The organism is Nostoc sp. ChiVER01 (assembly GCF_034531155.1).
Lineage (GTDB): Bacteria > Cyanobacteriota > Cyanobacteriia > Cyanobacteriales > Nostocaceae > Nostoc.
The window spans coordinates 170,296-181,671 of record NZ_JAVRBS010000016.1 but is presented as its reverse complement, the minus strand read 5'-3'; the positions used below and the strand labels follow the sequence as shown (position 1 = coordinate 181,671).

Below are 11,376 nucleotides of genomic sequence, written 5' to 3'. Positions count from 1 at the left end.
CGATTTGGCGATCGCTGCACCCCTTGCGTCACAATTTGGCTTCTTAAATTCTCCGGCATTTTTTTCTTCCCTGACATCATCGCAACAGTTGCGATTGTATTACCATGATTTTCTCATGTATACGTGGCGCGATCGAGCATTGGTAATTCTCTATTTCTCAAGTGTGCTTGTGTTGCTATAGCGTTTCATAATAAGAGTGAGGTTAAGCAGTACCTCACCCCGATAAAGCTGTGCTTCATCTCCCCTGTCCTTAGCAATGAGAGGGGTTGGGGGTGAGGTCTATTAAATTAAAGGATAATGTCGCTTGCCACTAGTTGTGGTGATCCTTCAAGCTGAATCTCGAAATTAGCCGATAGATTATCAGTGTTAGCTTGGAGAATACCTCCTGAATAACGAATCTGACCAATTGCAAAGAATGCGCCAGTGCCAATGTAAGTAAAGGCTTGGTTGCCCGCTATATTGGAGTTGGCGTCGATGGTAGATAGATCGATGCGATCGCCTGGCAAGTTACCGTTTCCAACAAAGTCCTTGATAATATCCCGTAACACACCAGGTTGACTCTCAGAAACTGAGTCGAAATCGAAAACATCGTTGTCAAAAACATCGTTGCCAGCACCCCCATACAGAGTATCAGTGCCAGCACCCCCATTGAGAGTATCGTTGCCATAAACGCCAAAGAGGGCATCGTTGCCGTCTAACCCTGCGAGGTAATCGTTGCCACCAACGCCAAAAAAATCATCCCCTGCGAGGACATCGTTGTTAAGATTACCAAAGAGGGCATCGTTGCCAGCACCCCCATTAATGCTATAAGAACTGGTGATATAAAAACCGCTAATATTGTCGTCACCGTCCAATCCGTTGATGTAAACGAAATCGAATCGAAGATAAGGATAACCAAGAAATTCATCATATAAACCTCGTCCATCATAGTCATTTAGAATGTCAGGCCCATTAGTACCGTTGAAAGTTAAAGTTGCCATAATGAGTTTCTCCTTAACTTATAAGTTAAAAAAATTTCCTCATCACTTCCCCATCAGAAAACGGCGTTGCTGATTAAGAGTATGAATTTAGTTTCCCCCAAAGGCGCAAAGGAAACAGTTTCAAACATTTAATTTTTGAATTTCACACTTTCATTCAGCAACGCCGAGAAAACAAGGTGGAGAAATAACGAGTGGAAAGAGATAACTGAACCACACTTGATTAGAACAGGTGTTTGCTGTGAAGTCTGAAAAGTTGAGAAGATTTGAGAAGCACTGGATGTATTGATGATGGTGGCATCAAAATTGTGCCAATATTCATGTTACATACTGACTTTTCACGTTATATGGAAAAGCCAACGATAGTTCTGACTATATTCAGAATCACAAGATTATAATATAACCCTCAAGCCTACTTTTTTCTATCTATAAGAAAGAATAATTAGCAATATTTTTTCCTCTCGCCAAAACCAAATCTGAAACCTATGTTTAGAAAGAGTTAATGTTGCCTATTAAGATTTGTTTGAGGGGTTCTGTAGTTATGTATAACCAATTAATCGCCAATAATTTCAAAGCCTTGTATCATCGTAAAGTTTGCAATTGTATTACCTGATTTTCTCATGTATACGTGGCGCACCTTAATAAGCATTAGTAATGTTATATTTCTCAGATGTGCTTGTGTTATACCGTTTTACTTTAATATTGATACGAATAGGCAGCAGGAGTGCAGGGAGCAGGGGGAAAGAATTAGATATCAATCTATTTGTATCAGGTATTTCGTGAAATGGTATTACCTCTTGCATAAACCAAAAATAAGAACCCCACTTCTATAGCACTACTAAAACATTCGTGAACAAAGAGATCCCCGACATCTTTAAGATGTCGGGGATCTGAATCTTGTAATTCGAACGAAATCAAATAGGATTGCGATCAGAGCGATCGCTTAGGAGTAAAGTGTTAGCTACTTTTGCAAAAAGTCTATTAAATTAAACTATAATGTCGTTTGCCACTAGTTGTGGTGTTCCTGTAAGCTGAATCTCAAACTCAGGAGACAGATTCCCAGCAGTATTACCTTGAAGAATACCTCCTGCATAACGAATCTGACCAATTGCAAAGAATACGCTACTGCCAATGAAAGTAAAGGCTTGGTTGCCTGCTATATTGGAGTTGGCATCGATGGTAGAAAGATCGATGCGATCGCCTGGCAAATTACCGTTTCCAACAAAGTCAGTGATCACATCTCGTAAAACACCAGGTTGACTCTCAAGAACTGAATTGAAATCGAAAATATCGTTACCTTGTCCTCCTGTCAAAACATCAGTCAGACCAATAGACTGATTATCGTTGGTGATGAGCTTATTATTGTTGCCAGTCAGACTAATAGTCTGATTATCAGTGGTGATGAGGTTATCATTGTTGCCAAAATCACCGCTAATCGTATCGTTGCCAAAACCGCCAAAAAGGCGATCGTTGCCAAATCCGCCAATAAGGCGATCATTGTCCGCTCCACCAAGAAGGCTATCGTTGCCACTACCACCGTCAATGTTATCGTTGCCGGCTCCACCGTCAATCGTATCTTTGTCAAATCCGCCCTCAATCGTATCGTTGCCAAATCCGCCTTTAATCGTATTGTTGCCAAATCCATCGTCAATCGTATCGTTGCCAGCTCCCCCGTCAATCGTATCGTCGCCAAATCCGCCCTTAATCGTATCGTTGGCAGATCCGCCAAGAAGTCTATTGTTACCAAATCTGCCCTCAATGATTGCCATAGTGAGTTTCTCCTGAACTTAGTACAGCTTTGCATAATAAATCGTAGCGTTTTTAATGCAAGGAGATGTAATGGCATTGCCAAATTCAATTCGCTACGAACTAATGAAAAATTAAGATTTATTTGGTATTTTTAATAGTTATGTATAACAAGTAATTATCAAGAAGTTAAAAGCCTTATTGATCAGTGCTTAGGCATCGCTACACCCCTTGCGTTACAATTTGGCTGTTCAAGTTCTTTGGCATTATTGCAATTGTTGCGATTGCATTACCTAATTTTCTCATGCATACGCGGCGCGATTAAGCCTTAGCAAGCATTGTTAATTCTCTATTTTTTCAATTTGCTTCTCTTACTAATTAAGGAAATTAACAATCTTAAGCGTGAAGCCAACATGAGCTACTTTTTTGGTAAGATATCCTTTCTTCGTACTTAATTATGCTTGTTTACAGCAATACCACCCTTGGCAGGTTAAACAGGAATATATTTTGTCAATTTACCTAAATACAGAAATAAATTAGCGTAATAATAATCACTATAAAAGGAGAGGCAAGTTAAGCTTGCCTCTCCTCACGACTGTTAAATTATTAGAATTCTGCCTTGTGCCTGATTTTCAAGGCAAATCTATTAAATTAAAGGTTAATGTCGCTTGCCACTATTCTTGGTGCGCCTGCCAGACGAATCTCAAACTCAGGCGATAGATCCCCATCAGTGCTAGCTTGAAGAATACCTCCTGAATAACGAACCTGACCGGCTGCGGTGAATCCGGCAGCTCCTATGAAAGTGAAGCCTTGGTTGCCCCCTATAGTGGAGTTGGCGTCGATGTTAGATAGATCGATTACATCACCAGGCAAGTTACCATTGCCAAAAAAGTCAGTGATAACATCCCGTCCAGATCCAGCAGGACTATCTGAAACTGAGTTGAACTGGAAAGTATCGTTACCCGATCCTCCCGTGAGAATATCAGTCCCACTACCGCCAACAAAGCGATCGTTGCCAGCACCACCGGTAAGGACATCGTTGCCATTACCACCGCCAAGGACATCGTTGCCACCACCACCGTTAATGATATCGTTACCATTACCGCCAATCAGGCTATCGTTGCCATTATCACCACTTAGGTTATCGTTGCCATCACCACCGACAAGGGTATCGTTGCCATCACCGCCGCCAAGGACATCGTTGCCACCATTACCGGTAAGGACATCGTTGCCAGTACCGCCACCAAGAATATCATTACCAGCACCAGCCGTAATGACATCGTTGCCAGTACCACCAAGAAGGGTATCGTTGCCACCACCACCGGTAATGACATCGTTGCCACCACCGCCATCGATGCGATCGTTGCCACTACCACCTACAAAGACATCAGCGCCACTACCACCGTTAATTACCCTGTTACCACTACCGCTAACTTGGATAGAGTTGTTAGGAAGATTGACGGTAAGGTTGTTGACGTCGGGGATAAGACTAGAGAGATCGGGAATGACTGCCATAAATTAGCTTCTCCTGAGTTTAGAGGGTAAAAATTACCTCGTCACTTCACCACCAGAAAACGGTGTTGCTGATTAAGAGTATGAATTTCCTTTACCCCAAAGGCGCAAAGGAAACAGTTTCAAACATTAAATTTTTGAATTTCACACTTTTATTCAGCAATGCCGAGAAAATAAGGTGGAGAAATAACGAGTGGTAAGAGATAACTGAACCACATCATCTGATTGGAACAGGTCTTTAACTGTTAAGTCCAAAGATTTTACAAGCACTGCATATATTGATGAGTCTGGCACCAAAATCGTGCCAAGGGTCATTTATATATCTGTGTGCTTTATGTATTCATTGGTTACAAAATACTAGGCTGCTAGGGAACAAGCAGATTTTCTAGTACAGAATCGCATAGCTTTTACGATATTCACAATCACAAGATTATGATATTACTCTCAAGGCTACTTTTTTCTATCTATAAGAAATAATAATTAATCCTTTTTTATTGCTTTTACCTAGAAAAAATCTGAAACCTTTGCTTAGATAGGGTTTTGTAATATATGTAGGAAAAATAAAGTCCTGATAGTACTCTAGGGGTAGTTTATTTTATTTATAAAAAAAAAGTGGCATTCCTTACCACTTTTTTTGCTCAAAATTCTTGATGAAGGTAATATTTTAACGAGGTAGAGGTAACCCGGTAACGGCTACTGCTCCAGCGATCGCACTGGCTACAAGTGAAGTTAATGCTGTCCCAAATAACCACCAAGCAGCATTTGCAACGGTTTTTTTGGTTTCTTGAGCTTGCTTTTTAGCTTGTTGTTGAATCGCTTTCAGGCGCTTTTGTGTTTCTTGTTGAATGCGTTCGGCTCGTTGTAGTACACTATCCCGTGCCGCTTCTATTTGGTCGATAATCCTGTTAGCATCCTCTTGAGAAATATCTTCACGAGAACTTAATACAGCAATTAAGGTGTCACGATCAAATTGACTGAGGCGATCGCGCAATGCTTCAAATCCAGCTTGGGGATCATCGAATACTTTTGCAAAGTCTTGCTTAATACCTTCATAATTGAGTTCGGAACGATCCAGCGAGTTGAGATAGTTACGAACTTTAGCAAAAACTCCATCAAGCACTGATTGTACTCTTTGCTGGATTTGCTGGAATTGTTCAACAATGGAGGTGCGAACCGACTCAATTTGATCCACAATCCGGTTAGCTTCTTCTTCTGAGATATCTTCCCGTTGGGATAACAGCGCCACAATTGTGGAACGGTCAAATTTCGAGGCGCGATCGCTTAAACTTCCAATTCCAGCGCGGGGAGAAGACAGCAGCAATTGCAAGTCGCGTTTTATTGCTTCTGGGTTAAGTTCTTCTTTGTTCGTATTACGCAGATATTCTTCCAGATTGGCTTCAAAGTCTAAAGCTTGTTGAGCAGTACGTTTGGCTAAACGTCGTGGCGCTCTGACAATATTAGCGATCGCATCTTGTGCTTGATCAATTATCTGATTAACTTGCTCTTGGCTCAAGTCTCCGCGTTGACTCACGAGTTTAACCAAGGTTTCTCGATCAACATGAGACAAGCGATCGCGCAGTGCTAAGGCTCCGGCTTTGGGATCATCGAGTAATTTTTCCAAATCGCCCCTGATACCTTCGGGATCGAGTTCTTCTAAGTTGGTATTGCGGAGATATTCAGCGATCGCTTTTGTAGTTTTTTCGTACTGTTCTTTCGCCTGCTGCGGTACTTGTAAAATACTATCTCGGACTGCTTCAATCTGATCGAGAGTTTGATTTATCTGTTCTTCGCTCAAATCCTGACGCTGATTGAGTAATTGTACTAATGTATCTCGGTCAAATTGCGAAAAGCGCGATCGCAAAAGGCTAATTCCAGCTTGGGGATCGTCTAGTAAAATTTGAAACTCACGTTTGATACTTTCGGGATTAAGTTCGTCCTTATTAGTATTTCGCAGATAGTCTTCAACTCTTTGGCGCAGTTCATCAGCTTTGGCTTTTGCTTGTTCTTGCAGTTCTTTTGCACGATTTAATAAATTATCGCGGTTCCTTTCGAGTTGACTAACAATATTATTAGCTTCCTCTTCGCTGATATCTTGACGCTGTTGGAGCAATTGTACATAAGTATCGCGGTCGAATTGCCCGAAGCGATTACTTAAATCTTCAAACCCAGCTTCTGGATCTTCTACCAAGTTCTTAAAGTCGCGTTCAATACCTTCAGGGTTGAGTTCTTCTTTCCCCGTCGAACGCAGATAATCTTCGATGCGGGTGCGGAAATCTTGCCCTTGTTCTCGTGTTTGAGCCTGTTTTACAGTTTCTAACACTTCTGAGCGATCGCTTTCCATTTGTTCGGAAATTTCTTTCACTCTAGCTTCACTGATATCACCTCGCTGCTTCAGCAAGTTGGCGAAATATTCAAGATTGAGTTCTTCCAACTCCCGTCTCACAGTTGTCGGATCTGCATTAACATCATAAATGAGTTCTTTAAATTCATCTCTTAGTGTAATCCGGTTAAAATGCCAAGGGAATGAATTCAATATATATTCTTCTACATCCGCCTTAATTGCATTTTCAGGTGATACTGGCAACCTTGCAGATACTTGTTCAGTTGCTTCATCTCTGAACTTTTGTAATTGTTTCGTGATTTGATCAACATCGACATCTTGAACTTTTTCTTTCAGTTTTTGCAACTGATTAGTAATTTTGTTCACATCGATATTGGAAAGGTTGACTCGCTCCATAACTGCTGGTGCAGCCGCACTTAAGCCATATCGAATAGCTTGCTTAATTATACCATTACCATTTCCACCTCCGACTGTAACCAGTTGTTGAAGGCGTTCACCTAATTGCTCTGAATTCAATTCTTCGGGAGTAGCAGACTTCAGCAAATTAATTACTTGTTCTGTGGGATTGTTCCGATTCAATGCTTGTTGCCAACCACCTTGAAATTCATCGGCTATGCGATTGATATCTTCTTGAGATAAATCTGTGCGATCGCTAATTAAATCAACAAATGTTTGGCGATTTATATTTTGCAATAGGTCGCTGTTAGCAACAGATTGCAAATCTGTATCTTTAAGAAGCTGGTCAAATTGGTTACGAATTTCTGTAATATCTAGCTTTGGTAATTGCAAAGAACTTAAAGAACTTTGGAGCGTATTTCTAATATCTTCAGGATTAAAGCCTGAAGTTAATTCCCGTCTGACTGCGGCTGTAATATCTTCAGCAGTCGAAACTAACTGTTTTTTTGCAACATTAGCACCGATGCCAGCAGTTGCTGTACCCATCAGAGTTTGAAAACCAGAAGTGACAGTACTAGCGATAGAACCAATAAAAGAACCTACTGCTGATGAACCGAACCAAATTACTAGTGAAAAATAAGTAGCCCAAATAACTACACCGATAATTGAACCTAGAGATTCACTTTCGATTAAGCTAAGTTTTACCGCCAGAAAAGAAGCAATAAATAATGCAATACTAACGGTTAGCAACGCCCAGACACCTATTTTTGTCTGAACTGAACGAATTTTACTACCCAAACTTTCTGATTCATCGTCAGAATCTGAGTCAATTTCCCAAGATGAAATTCCGACAGCAACTGAAAAGTTAGTCAATAATAATTGAAAGGCAAATGCCATTAAGACACCAGCTAGCAATGCTACCAAAAATTTAGGGCCAGAAAAAAGAACTGATGCTTCTTCTGGAGTTAGTGATTCCTGAGCTATTATTGGCGCTAATCCGAAAGATAGCCAGTTCGACCCCTCAATCGTTAAAAGACTTTGGAACATAGTATTTTCTCACTTGCAGTCAATTAAATAACCATTGATCAAATGGCTTACTTATCAATTTAGTTACCAGTTATATAAATTGACACTCTCTTAGGTAAGAAGCTTGCTTGTCAAAAGTCGTATTTTACAAAAGATAAATAATTGTATGATTTTTTACTTGAAAACAATGTAAAGTTTCATAATATTATATTAATTTGTTTTATAAAATCTAATCTATTTGTGATTACTAAAGTTTTGGAGCATAATTTTAGCTGATACATAACATAACTATATGTTTTTATTATAAAGTGTATTTAATAAAGCGGTTTTTCAGTAAAAATTTAGCTAATTTTAAACCTAATGTTTTTAGAGATTGTTTTCATAATTTAAATAATCAATATCTAATTTTCATAAAGCAGAGATAGCTGATTAAATTATTAAAATTTGTTGCTATCTTTAGATGAAATCACGTATGTCTAATGATAGAGATAAAATTTATTCCAAGCGATTGATGAAATGTAAACATAAACATGTATTAATAAGGTCATTAGCAGCTATAAATTTAGTGAATAATTGATTTTTGCTGAGGAGAAAGAATAATGGTTGTAGGTCTACATAAACGTGGTGTAGGTGTATTTTCTCATCGTCGAGATGTTGAACATGCCCTACATGAATTAAAAAAAGTTGGTTTTGACATGAACAGAGTCTCTGTCATCACTCAAGATGGAGACAGAGATGATATTTCTGGCGCTGAAGTACGCGATCGCGTCGGTGATAAATCTGACGATGGCGCTAAAGTCGGAGCCGCTACAGGTGGTGCTTTGGGCGGATTGACTGGTTTATTAGTCGGTCTTGGTACTTTGGCAATTCCTGGAATTGGGCCAATTATGCTGGCTGGAGCCGCAGCAACAACCTTAGCTACTACTCTGGCTGGTGCTGGTATTGGTGCAGTAGCTGGTAGTTTGATTGGTGCATTAGTTGGTTTAGGAATTCCCGAAGAACGAGCCAGAGTTTACGACGAACGCGTGAGACGGGGACATTATTTAGTCATCATAGATGGCACAGATGCAGAAATCGCCAGAGCAGAAGCAATTTTACATCAGGGTGGTGTCGAAGAATTTGGTATTTACGACAACCCAGATGCTAGAAATACAAATACTGATTATGTAGCTCCAACATCTAATGTCGCTCATAGTGGTGTTGCTAAACGCGCGATTGGGGTCTTTTCTCATCGCCGAGATGCAGAGGCAGCAATTACAGAATTACGAGATGCAGGTTTTCCCTTAAGTAGAGTCTCCATCATAGCCAAGGATACAAACGGTCATGGGATCGCTGGTGTAGATGTAGATAAAAATGTCGGCACAGGTAATAAAGCAGACGAAGGTGTAAAAGCTGGAGCAGCTACAGGCGGAGTTGTAGGCGGCTTGACTGGCTTATTAGTTGGTCTTGGAACTTTAGCAATTCCTGGAATCGGGCCTGTGATTGCAGGTGGTGCAGCAGCGACGGCTATAGCATCGACTGTAGCTGGCGGTGCGATTGGTGCAGCAGCTGGCGGTATTGTTGGCGGACTCGTTGGCTTAGGAATTCCTGAACACAGAGCGCGAGTATACAGCGATCGCTTCCAAAAAGGCGACTACTTGCTAATTATCGATGGTACCGAAGCTGAAATCCACGAAGCTGAAACGATTCTCAGACGGCGCGGTATTGAAGAATTTGCTATCTATGATGGCACTGATTTAGGCGAACATCGCCCAGGTTTAGACAGTGTAACGCATCACGACACAGGAGTTGTCAATAGCGATCGCACTAATTATTCAACAGGTCTTCATGGAGACGAGCCTCCTGTAGTCATTGTTGACCGTCGTGATGAAACACTCTAACTCCAGGTAGTTGTCACTCATACTAATTTTCTCTAATTTAAGGAGCAAGAACATAAAAACTTTGCTCCTAACTTAAGAAACTTGCTCCTTACTTATGCCGTGAATATCCACACACTCGACAAGTTTCACTTTCCGATTCAGAATTAAACCTATGCAAAAGCTAACTCCTTTCTTAATTAGTTCACTTTTAATTTTTGGTGTTGCTGCTTGTGATAACGCTTCTAAAACAAGCGAATCTGCACCAAATAATCCTAATGAAGCTCCACCATCACCGACTGTACAAACAACACAAGCTTCTCAAAAAGACGCTCAAAGTAAGGTTCGCAGAGACCAACTTAATTCTGATATCCGTGCCCGCGAACAGCGTAATAATACAACTGGTGGTGATGCACAAAGAGCTACAGGCGACCTAGCAAGTGAAGTTCGATCCAAGTTAGAAGCTAACATACCCAAGAGTCAACTAACAGTTGATGCATCAAAAGATGGGATTGTCACTGTCGGGGGAACTGTGAACAATCAACAGGAGTTAGCTAAGATTGAACCTTTATCTAAACAAATTAAAGGCGTCAAAAGTGTAGTTGTTAAAGCAACTGTTACTCCACCAAAACAATAAAGCAGCTAACAACAAATTCAACTGAGTAGGTAAGCAAAAATAAATTGAGATGCTCCTGCTCAGTCTTAGTGGTCAGTTATACTTATTACTGACTACTAAGAATTGACAAATGATAACCTGAAAATTATATTTATTGATGCTCACAGTTATACAAGCTCTTTGTACTTACGGAAAATAGAAATTATGGAAACCGAACAACAGCAACGTGAATCTGTGAATGCCTCTTTTTCACAAAGCACACTAGCAATTGAAGGTACAGATACTGCAAATTTGCCAAAGTTACCACCCGCACCTGAAGCGGAATCTCAATGGCAGCAAATTAGCAGACAAGTTTCTCAATTTTTAGAGCAATTGCCCGAATATTTAGGTAGCTTTTTTAGTAACTATAAGCAGCCGCTAACAACAGTTGGTTTGATTGTAGCGGCGATTGTTACAGCCAAGATATTACTAGCAGTACTGGATGCAATCAATGATATTCCATTACTATCACCGACTTTTGAGTTAATTGGAATTAGTTATGCCACTTGGTTTATTTCCCGTTATCTACTGAAGGCTTCAACCCGACAAGAATTAGCCGATGAAATTCAATCACTGAAAAAGCAATTTGTGGGCGAATAAATTTACCAACCATCAAATAACTATAATGTGGCATAGTTTTGTCCGCCTTTAACATTTTGCTAAAGCCTTAGTAGGCTAGCATGTGTCTTCGCTAGTTAAATATATATAATCTAAATGTTCATATTCCCGACTTTTTAGACAAGTCGGGAATTTTGTAACTATCTTATTTCGGATATAAAACGTAGTGAAGACACAAGAATATTTATTGCTGTCAGTGTCAACTTCAGCTAAAACGCTTGTTTTATATGATGAACAGAAATTACATCT

8 protein-coding genes are annotated in these 11,376 nt (G+C 40.2%); 4 read left to right on the top strand and 4 right to left on the bottom strand.

All coding sequences use genetic code 11. From position 1 onward, the window contains the following. Positions 1-181, top strand: a 181-nt coding sequence (locus RMY00_RS21255; RefSeq protein ID WP_322649431.1) for a hypothetical protein, incomplete at its 5' end; no start/stop codon positions are given. Positions 182-287: 106 nt separating this feature from the next. Here the strand turns inward: RMY00_RS21255 and RMY00_RS21250 are convergent. The 4 genes from RMY00_RS21250 to RMY00_RS21235 all read right to left on the bottom strand — a co-directional run bounded on the left by RMY00_RS21250 (position 288) and on the right by RMY00_RS21235 (position 8,019). Next, the gene (locus RMY00_RS21250) at positions 288-980 is read right to left on the bottom strand and encodes a hypothetical protein (RefSeq protein WP_322649430.1); all 693 of its coding nucleotides are present in this window, start codon (positions 978-980) and stop codon (positions 288-290) included. 983 nt (positions 981-1,963) lie between these two features. Then, positions 1,964-2,746: a calcium-binding protein gene (locus RMY00_RS21245; protein WP_322649429.1), complete on the bottom strand. Its 783-nt coding sequence runs from the start codon at positions 2,744-2,746 to the stop codon at positions 1,964-1,966. Positions 2,747-3,374: 628 nt separating this feature from the next. Next, a complete protein-coding gene (locus RMY00_RS21240; protein ID WP_322649428.1) occupies positions 3,375-4,238 on the bottom strand; it encodes a calcium-binding protein in 864 nt (287 codons plus the stop codon). Positions 4,239-4,899: 661 nt separating this feature from the next. Then, complete coding sequence (locus RMY00_RS21235; RefSeq protein WP_322649427.1) at positions 4,900-8,019, bottom strand: MFS transporter; 3,120 nt, start codon at positions 8,017-8,019, stop codon at positions 4,900-4,902. A gap of 578 nt (positions 8,020-8,597) precedes the next feature. On the opposite strand from RMY00_RS21235, the gene RMY00_RS21230 reads away from it, so the two are divergent. From RMY00_RS21230 to RMY00_RS21220, 3 genes are all read left to right on the top strand, one after another. Continuing rightward, on the top strand, positions 8,598-9,878 hold the full coding sequence (locus RMY00_RS21230) for a histidine kinase (RefSeq protein WP_322649426.1): 1,281 nt from the start codon (positions 8,598-8,600) through the stop codon (positions 9,876-9,878). A 151-nt stretch (positions 9,879-10,029) separates the two neighbouring features. After that, positions 10,030-10,491, top strand: coding sequence for a BON domain-containing protein (locus tag RMY00_RS21225; protein ID WP_322649425.1), 462 nt, complete (start codon positions 10,030-10,032; stop codon positions 10,489-10,491). A gap of 183 nt (positions 10,492-10,674) precedes the next feature. After that, the gene (locus tag RMY00_RS21220) at positions 10,675-11,109 is read left to right on the top strand and encodes a CAAD domain-containing protein (RefSeq protein WP_322649424.1); all 435 of its coding nucleotides are present in this window, start codon (positions 10,675-10,677) and stop codon (positions 11,107-11,109) included. The last annotated feature ends 267 nt before the right edge of the window (positions 11,110-11,376 follow it).